Origin of the sequence: Thermanaerovibrio acidaminovorans DSM 6589 (genome assembly GCF_000024905.1) — a bacterium.
Classification (GTDB): Bacteria; Synergistota; Synergistia; order Synergistales; family Synergistaceae; genus Thermanaerovibrio; species Thermanaerovibrio acidaminovorans.
This window is the reverse complement of the sequence record NC_013522.1, coordinates 1-16,059: the sequence shown is the minus strand read 5'-3', so window position 1 is coordinate 16,059 and position 16,059 is coordinate 1. Positions and strand designations below refer to the sequence as shown.

Below are 16,059 nucleotides of genomic sequence, written 5' to 3'. Positions count from 1 at the left end.
TCCCGCCGACCATGTTATATCCCTTGAACGATACCTTCAAGCCTAACGGCAGTGGAGCCAACAGGCCACCTCCCGCCCCCCCACATCCGCCAACGGGGGCTCGTCGGTCCTGCACCGGTCCATGGCGTAGGCGCACCGGGGATGGAACCGGCAGCCCGACGGTGGGTTGACCGGTGAGGGAACGTCCCCCTCCAGGATTATCCTCTCCGACTTGGCATCCGGGTCCGGAAGGGGGATGGCGGAGAGGAGCGCCTTGGAGTAGGGGTGCAGGGGCTCCTTGAAGAAGGCCCCCTTGGGGGCGGACTCCACCAGCTTGCCCAGGTACATGACCGCCACGTGGTCCGATATGTGACGGACCACCGACATGTCGTGGGATATGAACAGGTACGTTAGCCCCAGCTGGTCCCTCAGGTCCTTGAGCAGGTTCAGTATCTGGCTGCGGATGGACACGTCCAGGGCGGAGACCGGCTCGTCGCACACCAGGAACCGGGGCCTCACCGCCAGGGCCCGGGCTATGCCTATCCTCTGCCGCTGGCCGCCGGAGAACTCGTGGGGATACCGCATGGCGTCGCTGGGCTTCAGTCCGCTCATCTCCAGCACCTGGCCCACGTAGTCCGCAAGGCTGGACCGGTCCACTATGCGGTGGTACAGCGGCGCCTCCCCCACTATGTCCATAACGGTCCTGCGGGGGTTGAGGCTCCCGTATGGGTCCTGGAAGATTATCTGCATGGACCGCCGGACCCAACGGGGGTCCTCCTTGAGCTTGGCGGACACGTCCTGGCCGTCGAACGTTACCTTGCCCGCGGTGGGCTCTATCAGGTGAAGCAGGGTCCTGCCGGTGGTGGTCTTGCCGGAGCCGCTCTCCCCCACCAGGCCCATGGTCTTGCCCTTGGGGATCCTAAGGCTCACCCCGTCCACCGCCTTCACGTGACCCACCACCGACTGGAACAGCCCCTTGCGGATGGGGAAGTGCTTCACCAGCCCCTCCACGTTAAGAATGGCATCCATCTACTCCACCCCCGTAACCCTAGAGTCCCCGTCGTAGAGGAAACACCTGACCTTGCGCCCGTCGCTCAGCTGGTAGAAGGGGGGTCCCTCCACCACGCACCGGTCGTGACAGCTGGCGCACCGGTTGGAGAACCGGCAGCCGGCGGGGAAGTACCTTGGATCCGGCACCGAGCCGGGGATCACCGCCAGTCGGTCCCGGTCCTCGTTCAGCCGGGGTATGGACTCCAGAAGCCCCCGGGTGTAGGGGTGCAGCGGGTCCTTGAAGGCCTCCCGAACCAGGGCCTCCTCCACCACCTGGCCCCCGTACATGACCACCACCCGGTCCGCCATCTCCGCCACCACCCCCAGGTCGTGGGTTATGAGCATTATGGCGGATCCGAAGTCCTTCTTCAGGTTCCGCATCAGGTCCAGTATCTGGGCCTGGACCGTCACGTCCAGGGCGGTGGTGGGCTCGTCGGCGATCAACAGCTTGGGGTTGCACGCCAGGGCCATGGCGATCATGACCCGCTGCCTCATGCCACCGGACATCTGGTGGGGGTACGAGTCCAGCCTCTTGCGGGGCTCCGATATGCCCACCTTCACCAGCATCTCCAGGGCCCTCTCGTCCGCCTGGGACTTGGTGAGCCCCTGGTGGAGCATCAAGGGCTCCCTTATCTGCTCGCCTACGGTGAAGACCGGGTTAAGGCTGGTCATGGGCTCCTGGAAGATCATGGATATGGAGTTGCCCCGCACCTTCCGCATCTCCGCCTCGGAGAGCTCCAGCAGGTTCACCCCCTGGAAGACTATCTTGCCCCCGTCCACCCGACCGGAGGGCTTCTGAAGGAGCCCCATGACCGACAGGGCGGTGACCGACTTGCCGCACCCCGACTCGCCCACCACGCAGAGGGTCTCCCCGGGCTTCACCTGGTAGCTGACCCCGTCAACCGCCCGAACCACCCCGTGATCCGTGTGGAAGGAGGTCCTCAAGGACTCTATAGAAAGCAACATCCCAAGCACCCCCTATCGCTTCATCCGCACGTCCAGGGCGTCCCGAAGGCCGTCCCCCAGGAAGTTGAAGGCCAGAACGGTGTACATTATGGCCAGCCCCGGGAAGATGGACCACCACCAAATTCCGGACGCCAGGTACTGCTGCCCCTCGGATATCATGAGCCCCCAGGAAGGCGTGGGGGGTTGGGCGCCGAAGCCAAGGAAGGCCAGCCCCGCCTCGATCATGATGATGCCTCCCATGCCCATGGTGGCCTGGACGATGACGGGCGCCATGGCGGAGGGCAGGATGTGCACGAAGAGGATCCGCCAGGATGGAAGCCCCAGGGCCTTGGCGGCCTCCACGAACTCCATCTCCCTAAGCTGCATGAACTGGGCCCGCAGCACCCGGGCGATGGAGACCCAGCTTATGAGCCCTATGGCCACGTACACGGTGCTGAGCCCCGGGTCCTTGAAGACCGCCACCACCGCCAGGACGAACAGCAGGAACGGGAAGGCGTAGATGACGTTCATCACCCAGGATATGAAGTCGTCCACCTTGCCCCCCACGTAGCCCGCTATGGCCCCCATGGGGATGCCTATCAGCAGGGAGACCACGGTGGCGAAGATGCCTATCTGCAGGGATATCCTGGCCCCGTAGAGGATCCGGCTGAAGATGTCCCGGCCGTAAAGGTCGGTGCCCATGATGTGCTTGGCGGAGGGGGCCGCCAGCCGGGCGGACATGCCCTCGGTCCAGATGAGCTGCTTAACCGGGTCGTAAGGGGCGATCACCGGGGCGAAGACCGCCGCCAGGATCACCGTGATGGTCATGATGAGCCCCGCCATGGCCAGCTTGTTGCGCTTGAACCTGAGCCACGCGTCCGCCCAGAGGCTCCGGGGCTTCGGCTCCTCCACCACCGCGGTGCATACATTAGGAGTCACGTTCTCGCTAACGCTCATGTCCAAAACCCCCTACTCGTAGCGTATCCTGGGATCGAAGAGCCCGTAGGAGAGGTCCACCAAGAGGTTGGCCACCAGGAAGATGAGGGCTATGACGATGACGGTGCCCCTTATCATGGGGAAGTCCCGAGCCACCAGGGCCTCCACCGCCAGCCTCCCCACCCCGGGCAGGGCGAAGACCGTCTCGGTGAGCACCGCCCCGGACAAAAGCCCAGACATCTCGGCCCCAACGATGGTGACCACCGGGATCATGGCGTTCTTGAGGGCGTGCTTTAACACCACCGCCCGCTCCGAGAGCCCCTTGGCCCGGGCGGTCCTTATGTAGTCCATGCTGAGGACCTCCAGCATGCACGACCGGGTGAGCCGGGCTATTATGGCTGCGGGCCTCAGCCCCAGGGCTATGATGGGCAACACCATGTACCTGAACGACCCATCCTCGTAACCCACCCCGGGCACCCAGTGGAGACCGTAGGCGAAGACCAGGAGGAGCAACAGGCTGAACCAGAAGACCGGGGCGCTCACCCCCGCTATGGCTATGAACATGGCGGAGTAGTCGAAGATGGAGTACTGTTTGACCGCGGACATTATCCCCGCCGCCACACCCACTATGGTGGCCAGGACGATGCACCATATGGCGAGCCTCATGGTGACCCCGAACCTCTCCCCTATGGCCTTGGAGACCGGCTCGTTGGTCCTATAGGACTTGCCAAGGTCACCCCTTACCAGCTTGGACAGGAAGTCCACGTACTGGACCGTCAAGGGCTTGTCCAGTCCCAGGTCAGCCCTTATCCGGGCCAGCGTCTCCGGATCTCCCCGCTGACCCATCATTATCCTGGCGGGATCGCCGGGGACCACCGCCATGAGGATGAAGATGACGGTCACCACTCCCCACACCACCGGTATGGAGACCAGAAGCTTGCGAAGGACGTACTGAAACAAGGCCGCACCTCCAATTCAATGAGGGGGAGAGGGGGATCTACCCCCTCCCCTTGGTCATGTCTACTTCGTCTTCCAGACCCTGGACAGGTCTATCTGATAGTCTCCCATGGCAGGTAGGACCACGTTCTTCACGTTGGGCTGATGGACCATGCTGGTGGTGTAGGCGAAGAGGAAGATCCAGGGGGCGTCGTTGACGATCAGCTGCTCCGCCTCCTGGTAAAGCTTCATCCGCTTGCCCCAGTTGGACTCCCGCCTGGCCTCGGACAGGAGCTGGTCCACCTTGGGGTTCTTGTAGAAGGAGTAGTTCCCCTTGGAGCCGAAGTTGGAGGAGTGGAGGTTCACGAACAGGAAGTTGTCCGGGTCCATGTAGTCCACCACCCAACCCATGCGGAACATCTGGGTCTCACCACGATCGCAGGTATCCAGGTGAACCCCCCAGTCCAGCTCCTTCAGCTTCACGTTGACCCCTATCTGGGACAGCTGGGCCTGGACCGCCTCGCAGATGGCCTTGTGGCCCGCACCGGCATTGAACTGGAGCTCCACGTCCAGCCCGTTGGGGTAGCCCGCCTCCGCCAGGAGCTTCTTCGCCTTGGCGGGGTCATAGCCGTAGCCCTTCAGGTTGGGGTTGAAGCCCGGCATGCCGGGGGGCAGGACCCCCTTGTTGACCTTGCGCCGACCGTTGAGGATCATCTGGTTGATGGCCTGCCGGTCGATGGCCCAGTTCAGCGCCTGGCGGAGCTTCACGTTGTCCTTGAAGGGGGGCTTGGAGGTGTTCATGCCGATGTAGTAGGTCCCAACCCAGGGACGCTCCACGAACAGCTTCTTGGGACCGTAGGTGGCCACGCACTCCTTGTAGACCTCGTCGGGAACGGCGGTAAGGATATCGATGTTGCCCTTTTTGAACTCCAGCCACGCCACCGACTGGTCGGGGATAACCCGAAGCTCCACCCGGTCCACGTAGGGAAGCCTGTTCCCCTGGGCATCCTTGCCCCAGTAATGGGGGTTCCGCTCCACCACGAAACGCTGGTCGTGCTTCCACTCCTTGAACACGAACGGACCGGTGCCCACCGGGTGGAACGAGAAGTCCTTGCCCCACTTCTCCGCGTCCTCCCGGGGAACCACGCTGAACGCGTGGTACGCCAGCACCGCAAGGAACGGGGCGAAGGGGTACTCAAGGGTGAACTGCACCGTGTAGGGGTCCAGAACCTTTATCCCGGACCACTCCTTGGCCTTCCCCTCGGTGAACTCCTTGTAGCCCTTTATCTGCTCCACGAAGTAGGCCCGGGGGCTCTTGAGACGGACCAGACGCTCGAAGGAGTACTTCACGTCCTCCGCCTTCACCTCCCGGCCCTTGTTCAGCGTGGGCTTGCCCTCGCTCACGCTGTGGAACTTGACACCCTTGCGGAGCTTGAAGGTGAACACCGTGGAGTCCTTGTTTATGGTCCAGGACTCCGCAAGGCCCGGCAGGATCTTCTTGCCGTCCGGATCGTTGAAGACCAGCGTCTCGAAGATAAGGTTGGATGCCCGGTCGGAGGCGGTGTCGGTGGTGAACGCCGGGTCTATCTTGGGGGGATCCGACGCCTCCCGGTAGACCAGGGTTCCCCCGTAGACCGGCTTATCCGCCGCCAGGGCCGGAAGGGACATAAGGGACATGACGCCCAGTGCCAACAGGAGCAGGACCGCCTTTTTTCGCATACACTACTACCTCCCCTCAGATCTCGACTTAGCTAAGCTGATGAAACCCTCTGGTTGCCCCGAATCCTATCCCCATGGACCACCCCCTTTTGGACTTTTCAAACTATACAACGGGCTTAATTAAAAGTCCATATAACAATATGGGGTCGATCCAACAAAGGGGCGGATCTCAATGGCTCACGGCGCCGGGGACAGCGCCCCGGCGCCGGCTGGTCTTCACTTGACCTTCCAGACCCTGGAGAGGTCCGTCATGTAGTCCCCCATGGCGTGGAGGACAACGTTCTTCACGTTGGGCTGGTGCACCATGCTGCTGCTGGTGGCCATCATGAAGATCCAGGGGGCATCGTTGACGATCAGCTGCTCCGCCTCCTGGTAGAGCTTCATCCGCTTGTTCCAGTTGGACTCCCGCCGGGCCTCGGACAGGAGCCGGTCCACCTTGGGGTTCTTGTAGAAGGAGTAGTTCCCCTTGGAGCCCGCATTGGAGGAGTGGAGGTTCACGAACAGGAAGTTGTCCGGGTCCATGTAGTCCACCACCCAGGTCATCCGGTACATCTGGGTCTCACCCCGGTCGCACATGTCCAGGTGCGCCCCCCAGTCCAGCTCCTTCAGCTTCACGTTGACCCCTATCTGGGATAGCTGGGCCTGGACCGCCTCGGCTATCTGCCGGTTGCTACCCCCGGAGTTGAACTGGAACTCCACTGTGAGCCCCTTGGGGTAGCCCGCCTCCGCCAGGAGCTTCTTCGCCTTGGCGGGGTCATAGCCGTAGCCCTTCAGGTTGGGGTTGAAGCCCGGCATGCTGGGGGGCAGGACCCCCTTAACTGGCCTGTTCCGGCCGCTCAGGATCAGGTCCGAGATGGCCTGCCGGTCGATGGCCCAGTTCAGCGCCTGGCGGAGCTTCACGTTGTCCTTGAAGGGGGGCTTGGAGGTGTTCATGCCGATGTAGAAGGTGCCCACCCCGGGACGCTCCACGAACAGCTTCTTGGGACCGTAGAGGCCCTTGCACTCCTTGTAGTACTCGTTGGGGATGGCGGACAGGATGTCGATGTTGCCCTTTTTGAACTCCAGCCACGCCACCGAGTTGTCCGGGACGATCCGGATCTCCACCCTGTCCACGTAGGGAAGCCTGTTCCCCTGGGCATCCTTGCCCCAGTAATGGGGGTTCCGCTCCACCACGAAACGCTGGTCGTGCTTCCACTCCTTGAACACGAACGGACCGGTGCCCACCGGGTGGAACGAGAAGTCCTTGCCCCACTTCTCCGCGTCCTCCCGGGGAACCACGCTGAACGCGTGGTACGCCAGCACCGCAAGGAACGGCGCGAAGGGGTACTCCAGGGTGAACTGCACCGTGTAGGGGTCCAGAACCTTTATCCCGGTCCACTCCTTGGCCTTACCCTCGGTGAACTCCTTGTAGCCCTTTATCTGCTCCACGAAGTAGGCCCGGGGGCTCTTGAGACGGACCAGACGCTCGAAGGAGTACTTCACGTCCTCCGCCTTCACCTCCCGGCCCTTGTTCAGCGTTGGCTTCCCCTCGCTCACGCTGTGGAACTTGACCCCCTTGCGGAGCTTGAAGGTGAACACCGTGGAGTCCTTGTTTATGGTCCAGGACTCCGCAAGGCAGGGAAGGATCCTCTTGCCGTCCGGGGAGTTGATCACCAACGTCTCGAATATCAGGTTGGACGCCCGATCGGAGGTGGTGTCAGTGGTGAACGCCGGGTCTATCTTGGGGGGATCCGACGCTTCCCGGTAGACCAGGGTTCCCCCGTAGACCGGCTTATCCGCCGCCAGGGCCGGAAGGGACATAAGGGACATGACGCCCAGTGCCAACAGGAGCAGGACCGCCTTTTTTCGCATACATAGTTACCTCCCCTCAGATGCATTACCAGCGATAACGAAACAATTGAGCCTAAAATATCAACTAAACAGCTATCACCCCCACAGGTTTTCCGTATTTTCCAAACTATACGACGGAAAAGATTAAATGTCCATAGCATCAAAGGGGACCTTTGTCATATATATTTAACGGGACATACAGCAAATCGCGGTGACCAACCGGGGGATCACCGGCAAAAAGGACCGGGGCGGGGGATCTCCCCCGCCCCGGTTTGGCGATCGATATGGGAACGGTATAAGGCGCTACTCCGCCGCCAGGTCCACCGAGCTCTCCCAGAGGCCGTGGATGTTACAGTAGGAGAGGGCGGTGAGGGTGCCCCCCTTGGCCACCTTCAGCCTGAAGACCCCGAAGGGCTCCGTGTGGGCAGGACCCTGGTTGGCCCCGTCGGTTGACTCCCCGTGGACGTCGAAGGTCACCCGGCCAACCTCGTAGGGGAACTTGCCCCCCTCGGGCTTGAAGATCAGCTGGATCCAGCGGATGTGGTGCTCCGTGGTGTTGGGATGGGGTATCTCCTTGCCCACCGAAACCTGAACCTCAAAGGGCTCCCCGGCCTTCACCGGCCCCTTGACCTCTATGACCGGTACGTGCTTCTCGCCCTTCCAGTCGCCGGACTGAATCAGATCCGCCATCTTCATCTCCCCTACCTCCCTCAATCTAAAAAGAATTTAGTTTAACCCCTAGGGCATATTTAAGCCCCTTGAGCTCCGGCTGTCAATCCCCGGGGAAGAGCTCGGCGAAGATGTCCCTCACCCGCTCGATCCTCTGGCAGCGGTGCACGTTGTCGCCGCAGAAGAAGAGCCCCTCCTCCCAGTTGCCCCGGTAGGCGTCCACCAGGGCCTGGGCTATGCAGAAGGTCTCCCGGGTCCTTATGTAGGTGCAGTGGCTTAGACACCGGGCGATGCAGGGCTTGCTCTCCACCTTGCCCTCCAGGTAGCGCTGGACGAAGGGGTTCCTCAGTGCCCTGCCGGGTATGCCCACGGGGCTCATGATGACCACCACGTCGTCGGCGGTGGCGTTAACGTAGGCCTCCTTGAAGCGCACGTCCGCGTCGCACTCCTCGGTACAGGCAAACCGGGTCCCCATCTGGACCCCCTTGGCCCCCAGGGCGAAGGCCCGCTCCATGTCGGACCTGTCGAAGATCCCCCCGGCGGCTATGACCGGGATCGGGCTCTTCAAGACGTCCTCCACGTACCGGACCAGCTGGGGCACCACCGTCTCCAGGGAAAACTCCGGGTCCGTAACGTGCTCCATCTTGGTGGCCCCCAGGTGACCCCCGGCGTGAAGGGGGGTCTCCACCACGAACCCGTCGGGCTGGCGGCCGTGCTGCTTCTCCCACCGGCGGACGATCAGCTCCGCCGCCTTGAGGGAGCTGACAATGGGAACCAGCGCCACGTCCGGGAAATCCCGGGTGAGCTCCGGGAGATTGAGGGGCAGCCCCGCGCCGGAGACGATCACGTCCGCCCCGGCCTCGCAGGCGGACCGGACCTGGGTGTCGTAGTCGGTGAGGGCACACATGCAGTTCACCGCTATGACCCCCTCCGGGGCAATGGCCCTGGCCTCCCTGAGGGCGTCCGCCATGGCCAGCTGGTTGGCCTCGAAGTAGTTCCTCCCGTCGAAGTGGGGGGATGCGCACGCAAGCCCCACGCTGGCTATGGTGCCCACCCCGCCGCAGGCCGCCACGGCCCCCGCCAGCCTGGGGCCGGATATCATGACCCCCATGCCGCCCTGAACCAGAGGATACCTGGGACTGTGCTTTCCTATCTTGAGTTCCGGTAGCTTCAACCTCATGACCCCTTCGCTATCATATGTCTCCGCCCAGCGGATCTAGATATTATATAATATTTGAACACCGGCCGCGGCGCCGGGATTTGCCCCTAAAGCAGCATCAGCTCTAAAGGGCGACAGCCGGTTTTCCCGATGGGAAAAGGGGGTTCCCCCCGCGCTTCTGTGGATCGCCTTTTAACCAGCGGCGAAACTCGACAAGACTGGGCCGGAAGAGGATCCTGCACCTCCCCACCACCACAGCACCTGGCAAATCCTCCGTTCCGATTCCTCCGGAACCGTCCCCTTCAGCCGCTGGACGTCTTCACATCGAAAGGGCGATAGGGATTCATCAGCTCCTGCAGTATATCGATCTCCAGGGCCATGGGGCCCCACCTTAGCTCCAAAAGGTCACGGACCGATTATGCAAGCCACAAATAAGACATCCTGGTGGGGTGTCCGAAAGGGGTGTTAGGGATGGGAGAGATGGCGGTGAAGACCTTTGGGGCCATCCGACGGCGCTGCAGATTGTCACCGCAGTAGCTTTGTAGGTTATTAACCTGCCCGCATGGGAAGCGCAAAAGGGACTTGAAGGGTCCCGGTGGGATGCCCCAATCCATAGACCCCGACGCCTAATGCCTACCCCTCCCCCCGGAGGGCCATGAGCCTGGCAAGGGCGGTCAGTATCTCCGGGTCGCTCACAAGGCCCGCAAGGCGCTCCCGGGCCCTCTCCAGCGCCTCCGGGTCCACCTGGGGCCGGGGCCTAGCCTTGGGCCTCGGAGACGACACCTTAACCTCCAGGGGACGCTCGAATCCGCCGCCCCCGACCACCGCCCTTATGTCCTCCACCGGAAGCCCCAAGCGCCTCAAGGCCACCAGGACCCCCTTCTTGCACATCATCATCTTCATCCGGGCGGAGGAGCTGGAACAGACCACCAGAAGACAGCCCCGCTCGAACGACGCGGGCCTGCTCCTGGACCCCAGCTCCTCCCCCACAAGACCCCGCCACATTCGCTTCAGGTGCGCCAGCCCAAGGCCTATCCTCACCTCACCCCGGGCCTCGGATATGACCTCCCTGAAGGACCTCAAGGGCCATCACCCCCCTCGAGGTGCATCCAGATGAGCTCCACGTCCGCGGGCGTCACGCCGGATATGCGGCTCGCCTGGCCCAGCGTCCTGGGCCGAACCCGGTTCAGCTTCTCCAGGCTCTCCCTTAGAAGCCCCCTCACGGACCCGAAGTCGAATCCCTCCGGGATCCTCACCTGGTCCATCCGGCTCATCCGCTCCACCCGCCGGTCCTCCCGGGCCACGTAGCCCCGGTACTTCTCCTCCACCTCCACGGACCGCCACGACTCAGACGGGCCCCCGATGCGGGTGAGATCCCTCAACGTCTCCCAGGTCACCTCCGGCCTTCTAAGGAGCTCCAGGGCCCTAACGGGCTCTTCCACCGGCGAGGAACCCAGCTCCCTCAGCCTGGGGTTCACGAAGTCCGGCTTCAGCACCGCCCCTTCTAGCGCCTCCCGGAGCTTCCTCTGGTCCTCCATCCGGGACATCACCACGCCCCAGCTAAGGTCGTCCAGGAGCCCCAGCTCCCGGGCCCTGAAGGACAGCCTCCGGTCCGCATTGTCGTGCCTAAGCCTCAGCCGGTGCTCACAGCGGCTGGTGAGCATCCGGTAGGGCTCGTCGGTCCCCTTGGTCACCAGATCGTCGATCAGGACCCCCACGTAGGCCTCGTGACGGCCCAGCACGAAGGGTTCGTTGACCCCCATGGCCCTCAGGGCCCCGTTCACCCCCGCCACCAGACCCTGGGAGGCCGCCTCCTCGTAGCCGGAGGTGCCGTTCACCTGCCCCGCCATGAAGAGCCCCGCAAGGCCCTTCACCTCCAGCCAGGGCTCCAGCTGCCTTGGATCCGAGTACCAGTACTCTATGGCGTAACCGGGCTTAAGTATCCTGGCCCCCTCGCATCCCGGCAGGGTCCTAACCATCCGGACCTGAACGTCGTAGGGCAACGACGTGGAGAAGTTCTGGACGTAGACCTCGTTGGAATCCTTGCCCACCGGCTCCAGGAAGACCGGATGGGAGTCCCGGTGGGGGAAACGGACCACCTTGTCCTCGATGGACGGACAGTACCTGGGCCCAACTCCCTCTATGAGCCCAGTGTAGAGGGGGCTCCGGTCCAGGGCCTCGATTATGATCCGGTGGGTCTCCAGGTTGGTCCTGGTGCAACCGCAGAAGAAGCCGGACACCACCCGGGGCTCGGAGAAGACGCTCATGGCGCAGGGCTCCTCCTCCCCCTCCTGGTGCGGTATCGAATCCCAGTCTATGGAGTCCCGGTGGAGCCTGGGAGGGGTCCCGGTCTTGAGCCTGCCCAGCTTGAGCCCCAGGGACATCAACGACTCCGCAAGACGATAGGACCCCAGGTTCCCCATGGGCCCCGCCTGGAATCGATCCAGACCTATGTACACCCTAGCTCCGCTGTAGGTGCCAGGAGAGAGGATCACCGCAAGGCACTCCACCACCTGCCCAAGGGAGGTCCTGACCCCCCTTATCCGGCGATCCTCCACCCATAGGTCCACCGCCTCCGCCTGGAGGACGTGGAGGTTGGGCTGGGACTCCACCTGGAGCCGGTAGGCCCTGTGAAACTCCCACATGTCGCACTGGATCCGAAGGGTCCTCACTGCGGGCCCCTTGGAGGTGTTAAGCCACCTGACGTGCAGGGCGGATCGGTCCGCCGCCTTGGCCTGAAAGCCCCCCATGGCGTCCACCTCCCGGGTTAGGTGCCCCTTGGCGGGGCCCCCTATGGAGGGGTTGCAGGCCATAAGGGCGGTGTTCTCCAGGTTCATGTTGAGCAGCAGGGTGCGCACCCCCATCCGGGCGGAAGCCAGGGCCGCCTCGCACCCCGCATGGCCGCCCCCCACCACCACAACCGGGTAGAAGTCATCCCCACGATTCAAGACAGATCACCCCCCAACGGGCGTAACCACCCCGGACCTGACCCGGTATAGGGACGCCCCATCTGGCGCCTCCGGCAGGTCCGCGGTTGAGGCCAGAACCTGTACCCCCAGCTCCACAAGCCCCCGGGCCATGAGGGTCCGGCCCTCCCGGTCCACCTCGGCGAAGACCTCGTCCATCACCAGCACCGGCCCCCTGCGCAGGGCCTTGTAAACCACCTGGGCGGAGGCCATCACCAGGGCGGCGAAGGCCCGCCTCCTCTGCCCCCGGCTGAGGGCAAGCCCCGCCGCGTGCCCACCGGATGTCAGCACCACATCGTCCCTGTGGGGACCGAACCGGGGGCGCCGGTGGGTCATCTCCTCCCCCTTGATGGACCGGGCGGCCTCCAGGAACCGCCCCGGCTCCAACCGGTCCAGGGACTCGTGTTGCCCCACGTAGGAGGCCTCCAGGTGGATCCCAAGGCGGGAGGCGAAGGCCTGGGACAGCTGGCAGAGCCTGGGGGCCACAACGGACCGGGCCCTCCATATCTCCACCGCCTCCCGGGCCATGACCCTCAAGGTCATCTCCTCCCACCGGCCGCACCGGAGGGACGCCATCCGTTGCCTCACAGCCCGCCGGTAGCGGGTCAGCGCCTCCCCGTAGCCGGGGACGCACAGGACGCAGACCATGTCCAAAAGGCGCCGCCTCATTGACGGCGGCCCGTCCACCAGGGCGGCGCTGTCCGGCAGGAAGGCCAGCACCGGCATCCTGCGCCTCAGCTCCGATCCGGTCACCGCGGATCCGTCGATCTTGAGCAGCGGACGCCGGTTGAACTGGAAGGCGCAGGTGATCTCCTCCTCCCCGGAGGCCTGGGCCACCGCGGCGGACATAGGGGAAGGGGAGCCGTCACCCCGACGGGGGATCATGGAGGGCCTGCCGAAGCCCCCCCAGCCGGAGGCGGCGCAGAAGGCCTCCAGGAGGTTGGTCTTCCCCGCCCCGTTGGGGCCGAAGAAAAGGTTGAGGCCAGGCGACAGGTTAACCGCCTGGTCCTCCAGGTTCCTGTACCTATATAGCTTGATTGACCTAAAGTGCATCGTCCCCCGGCAGCTCCGACTCGTCCATGGCGAGCGGCGCCAGGAGGTAAAGGTAGCTGTCGGAGCCTATGCGCTTGATGCACAAGTGGCCTCCGGGGCCGTTGAACTCAAGCCTGACCAGGCTGTCCTGGAGCCCCTTGACCCCGTCCAGGAGGAACTTAACGTTGAAGGCTATCCTCAAGGGCTCGCCCTCGATGGCGCCCTCCACCTCCTCCACCGCGTCCCCGAACTCGGGGGAGCGGCTCCTCAGGGTGCAGCTGCCCCCGGGGGAGAGGTTCACCGCCACCATCTTGTTGAAGTCCCGGACCACCAGGTCCAGCCTCTCCAGGGCGCCGATCATCTGGGACCGGGAGACCTCCATGAAGGTGGTGCAGGACTTGGGGATTATCCGCTCGTACTGGGGGAACTTGCCGTCCACCCGCCTTATGGCGAACTCGAAGTCGTCGGATATGAAGTAGGCCTGGGCCTGGTCCAACAGGATCCTTACATCCCCGTCCTCCTGGAGGCCGGACAGCATCCGGTCCAACTCCCTTATGGCCCTCATGGGAAGCAGCATGCTCTCCGACGAGGAGCCCTCCATGGGGCACTTGGAGTAGGCCAGGCGTCTGGAGTCGGTGGAGACGATCCTCAGGGCCCCCTGGTCCCCCTGCAGGTAGACGCAGGACAGGTACTGGGGGTACTCGTCCGACGTGGAGGCCGCTATGCCACCCTCGGATATGGCGTTCCTGAGGTCCTGGGCCTTAACGGTGCCGAACTGGGCTGCGGAGGCGGAGGAGGGGAACTTGGGGAACTCGGAGACGTCGTAGGTGCTGAACCGGTAGCGGCTCCGGCCGGACACCATGGTCCCCCTGCCCTCCTCGAGGTTTATGGTGAAGCTGGGATCCGGGCACTTCTTGAAGAGGTCCCCCAGCACCTTGACGGGAAGCAGCGCTTCCCCGTCCAGGTCCGATTGGACCCCCTGGACCGGGCACCTGAGGCTGGTCTTCATGTCCGTGGCGAAGAGCTCCACCCTGCCGGCGGAGGACCGGATCATTACGCTGGAGGAGGCACCGGACGATGACGCCCCGGCGCACCGCTCCGCCATGTTCCATGCCCTTATGAAGGGCCCCTTCTCTATGTTCAGCTTCAACGTTATCCTCCCCTTCCCCTATATCTTCTTTTCTTCTTTTAGAACCTAGGAGCCGTAGCAGTAGGTGCGGTGGACGGTGTGGATAACCCGATGAACCCCTTGCGATCAGCGGTTTTTTCCACATTTTGCATGTGGACGGATCGTAGAGAAGATCTCCTCAAGTTATCCACATTTTCCACAGGATGACTGTGGAATAGTTCCCTTCGAGTTTCATCCACCGGATCGTCCACAGTGGATGCCCGCCGTTTCTACAGCTTCTTCCTTACGTTATCCACAACGCTCTTGACCCTAAGATCGGTCTTCAGGAGCTCGTCTATCTTCCTGCAGGCATGTAGCACCGTGGTGTGATCCTTCTTGTTGAACGCGTAGCCTATCTGCTGAAGGCTCGCCTCCGTGTGCTCCCTGCACAGGTACATGGCCACCTGCCTGGCCAGCGCCAGGTCCGACGTCCTCTTTGTGGACAGCAGGTCATCCACCGGCATGCCGAAGCTCTCCGCCACCAGGTGCTGGATCAGGTCTATGCTCACCGGTCCGCGCATCACGTTGCGGATTATGTCCTTGAGCCACTCGGCGGCGTTCTCCACCGATATGACCTCCCCGTTGAGCTCCGAGCAGGCCACCACCCGGTTCAAGGCCCCCTCCAGCTCCCTTATGTTGCTGGGGATGTTCTGGGCCAGGAAGAAGATCACGTCCTCGGGCACCTCGTAGCCCCTCATCTCCGCCTTCTTCTGGAGTATGGCCACCCGGGTCTCCAGATCCGGGGGCTGTATGTCCGTAACCAGTCCCCACTCGAACCGGGATACAAGCCGCTCCTCCACCCGCTGGATGTCCTTGGGGGGCCGGTCGGAGCTTATGACCACCTGCTTCTTGGCATCGTGGAGGCTGTTGAAGGTGTGAAAGAACTCCTCCTGGGTGCTCTCCTTGTCCGCCAAGAACTGGATGTCGTCGATCAGGAGCACGTCCACGCTCCGGTACTTGGCCTTGAAGTCCTGGGTCCTGTTGTTCTGGATGGCAGATATGAGCTCGTTGGTGAACTTCTCGGAGCTCACGTAAACCACCTTGGCCCCCGGCTGGTTGTCGCACACGTAATGGCCTATGGCGTGCATCAGGTGGGTCTTGCCAAGCCCCACCCCACCCCATATGAACAGCGGGTTGTAGGCCACCCCGGGGGACTCCGCCGCCGCCAGGGACGCCGCGTGGGCTAGCCGGTTGGACTTGCCCACCACGAAGTTGTCGAACACGTAGTTGGGGTTGAGGCCCCCTCGCTGACTCTGGAGGGGCATGGCCGCCGCTTCCGCCCTCTTCTGCTCGTTGGGCCTTATCTCGGAGCCAACCTTTAGCTCCACGTCCTCCGCAACCCCCAGGGCCCTGACCAGCTCCTTCAGGGGCAGGAGGAACCGGCTCTGGATCTGTTCCTTTATGAACACGTTCGGGACGTCCAGCACCAGCATCCCGCCGGATATCTCCAGGGGAAGGCAGGTCTTGAGCCACGTGCCCGCCGCACCGGGGGGAAGCACGTCCCTGCCCTTGTCCAGTATCTCGTTCCACAGGACCTTCAGGTCTTCCAAGTGATTCACCTCTCCGCTATCCACCACGGCTCCTCCACACGTCCCATGTGGATAAAATCCCGGTGCAAAACCCCTAAAGATCCGGTTTCCACCGGGGGAGACCATTGTACCACGAATTTA

The 16,059-nt window shown here is 63.2% G+C and carries 13 protein-coding genes; all 13 read right to left on the bottom strand.

The genetic code is table 11. The annotated features are described in order from the left end of the window. Positions 1-42: 42 nt before the first annotated feature. A complete protein-coding gene (locus TACI_RS00065; RefSeq protein WP_012868770.1) occupies positions 43-1,008 on the bottom strand; it encodes an ABC transporter ATP-binding protein in 966 nt (321 codons plus the stop codon). Beyond that, positions 1,009-1,995 carry an ABC transporter ATP-binding protein gene (locus TACI_RS00060; protein WP_012868769.1) on the bottom strand — a complete coding sequence of 329 codons (987 nt, stop codon included), beginning with the start codon at positions 1,993-1,995 and terminating at the stop codon, positions 1,009-1,011. A 12-nt stretch (positions 1,996-2,007) separates the two neighbouring features. Further along, entirely contained in the window at positions 2,008-2,931 is a 924-nt protein-coding gene (locus TACI_RS00055; RefSeq protein ID WP_012868768.1) for an ABC transporter permease, read from the bottom strand. Between the two features lie 12 nt (positions 2,932-2,943). Beyond that, a complete protein-coding gene (locus TACI_RS00050; RefSeq protein ID WP_012868767.1) occupies positions 2,944-3,870 on the bottom strand; it encodes an ABC transporter permease in 927 nt (308 codons plus the stop codon). Between the two features lie 60 nt (positions 3,871-3,930). Continuing rightward, complete coding sequence (locus TACI_RS00045; RefSeq protein ID WP_012868766.1) at positions 3,931-5,565, bottom strand: ABC transporter substrate-binding protein; 1,635 nt, start codon at positions 5,563-5,565, stop codon at positions 3,931-3,933. Between the two features lie 216 nt (positions 5,566-5,781). Then, positions 5,782-7,416: an ABC transporter substrate-binding protein gene (locus tag TACI_RS00040; protein WP_012868765.1), complete on the bottom strand. Its 1,635-nt coding sequence runs from the start codon at positions 7,414-7,416 to the stop codon at positions 5,782-5,784. A gap of 282 nt (positions 7,417-7,698) precedes the next feature. Then, on the bottom strand, positions 7,699-8,091 hold the full coding sequence (locus tag TACI_RS00035) for a class II SORL domain-containing protein (RefSeq protein ID WP_012868764.1): 393 nt from the start codon (positions 8,089-8,091) through the stop codon (positions 7,699-7,701). A gap of 76 nt (positions 8,092-8,167) precedes the next feature. After that, complete coding sequence (locus tag TACI_RS00030) at positions 8,168-9,244, bottom strand: NAD(P)H-dependent flavin oxidoreductase (RefSeq protein ID WP_164925054.1); 1,077 nt, start codon at positions 9,242-9,244, stop codon at positions 8,168-8,170. Positions 9,245-9,856: 612 nt separating this feature from the next. Beyond that, the gene (locus tag TACI_RS00025) at positions 9,857-10,306 is read right to left on the bottom strand and encodes a DciA family protein (protein ID WP_012868762.1); all 450 of its coding nucleotides are present in this window, start codon (positions 10,304-10,306) and stop codon (positions 9,857-9,859) included. After that, complete coding sequence (gene mnmG, locus TACI_RS00020) at positions 10,303-12,171, bottom strand: tRNA uridine-5-carboxymethylaminomethyl(34) synthesis enzyme MnmG (protein WP_012868761.1); 1,869 nt, start codon at positions 12,169-12,171, stop codon at positions 10,303-10,305. The genes TACI_RS00025 and mnmG overlap by 4 nt, the downstream gene beginning before the upstream one ends. A 6-nt stretch (positions 12,172-12,177) precedes the next feature. Beyond that, entirely contained in the window at positions 12,178-13,242 is a 1,065-nt protein-coding gene (gene recF, locus TACI_RS00015) for a DNA replication/repair protein RecF (RefSeq protein ID WP_012868760.1), read from the bottom strand. Next, positions 13,232-14,371 carry a DNA polymerase III subunit beta gene (gene dnaN, locus TACI_RS00010; RefSeq protein WP_012868759.1) on the bottom strand — a complete coding sequence of 380 codons (1,140 nt, stop codon included), beginning with the start codon at positions 14,369-14,371 and terminating at the stop codon, positions 13,232-13,234. The genes recF and dnaN overlap by 11 nt, the downstream gene beginning before the upstream one ends. A gap of 248 nt (positions 14,372-14,619) precedes the next feature. Then, entirely contained in the window at positions 14,620-15,939 is a 1,320-nt protein-coding gene (gene dnaA / locus TACI_RS00005; protein WP_164925053.1) for a chromosomal replication initiator protein DnaA, read from the bottom strand. Positions 15,940-16,059: the final 120 nt, after the last annotated feature.

Excerpts from the sequence above, each read along its gene's own strand:
- TACI_RS00055 (WP_012868768.1), bottom strand. The coding sequence starts at position 2,931 with ATGAGCGTTAGCGAGAACGTGACTCCTAATGTATGCACCGCGGTGGTG.
- recF (WP_012868760.1), bottom strand. The coding sequence starts at position 13,242 with ATGCACTTTAGGTCAATCAAGCTATATAGGTACAGGAACCTGGAGGAC.
- TACI_RS00065 (WP_012868770.1), bottom strand. The coding sequence starts at position 1,008 with ATGGATGCCATTCTTAACGTGGAGGGGCTGGTGAAGCACTTCCCCATC.
- TACI_RS00045 (WP_012868766.1), bottom strand. The coding sequence starts at position 5,565 with ATGCGAAAAAAGGCGGTCCTGCTCCTGTTGGCACTGGGCGTCATGTCC.
- TACI_RS00060 (WP_012868769.1), bottom strand. The coding sequence starts at position 1,995 with ATGTTGCTTTCTATAGAGTCCTTGAGGACCTCCTTCCACACGGATCAC.
- TACI_RS00040 (WP_012868765.1), bottom strand. The coding sequence starts at position 7,416 with ATGCGAAAAAAGGCGGTCCTGCTCCTGTTGGCACTGGGCGTCATGTCC.
- TACI_RS00030 (WP_164925054.1), bottom strand. The coding sequence starts at position 9,244 with ATGAGGTTGAAGCTACCGGAACTCAAGATAGGAAAGCACAGTCCCAGG.
- TACI_RS00035 (WP_012868764.1), bottom strand. The coding sequence starts at position 8,091 with ATGAAGATGGCGGATCTGATTCAGTCCGGCGACTGGAAGGGCGAGAAG.